This window comes from Chromohalobacter sp. HP20-39, from assembly GCF_033052815.1.
Taxonomy (GTDB): domain Bacteria; phylum Pseudomonadota; class Gammaproteobacteria; order Pseudomonadales; family Halomonadaceae; genus Chromohalobacter.
This window is the reverse complement of sequence record NZ_JAWHTP010001259.1, coordinates 1-229: the sequence shown is the minus strand read 5'-3', so window position 1 is coordinate 229 and position 229 is coordinate 1. Positions and strand designations below refer to the sequence as shown.

Annotated in this window: 1 protein-coding gene; it reads left to right on the top strand. The window is 65.9% G+C overall.

Annotated features, from left to right (window positions below; genetic code table 11):
- A partial coding sequence (locus tag RVY79_RS21905) for a hypothetical protein (RefSeq protein ID WP_317466734.1) occupies nt 1-229 on the top strand: 229 nt, incomplete at both ends.

Sequence of the window (229 nt, the reverse complement as noted above, 5' to 3'; positions counted from 1 at the left end):
CCGATCTCCGTGCTGCTCGTGCTGCTGGCATCGAGCGTGATGATGATCGTCGGCACCCGCCTGTGGAGCTGGCACAACGTTGAACTCGCCGCGTTCTACATCGTCATGGCCATGGCGATTGCGCTGGCGGGGCGGCTCGAGTCGCGCGTGGCATCGGAGGCGTTTGTCGACGGCATGAAGGGGATGATGCTGGCCGGCCTGCTGATCGGGCTCGCCTCTGCCGTCGAGC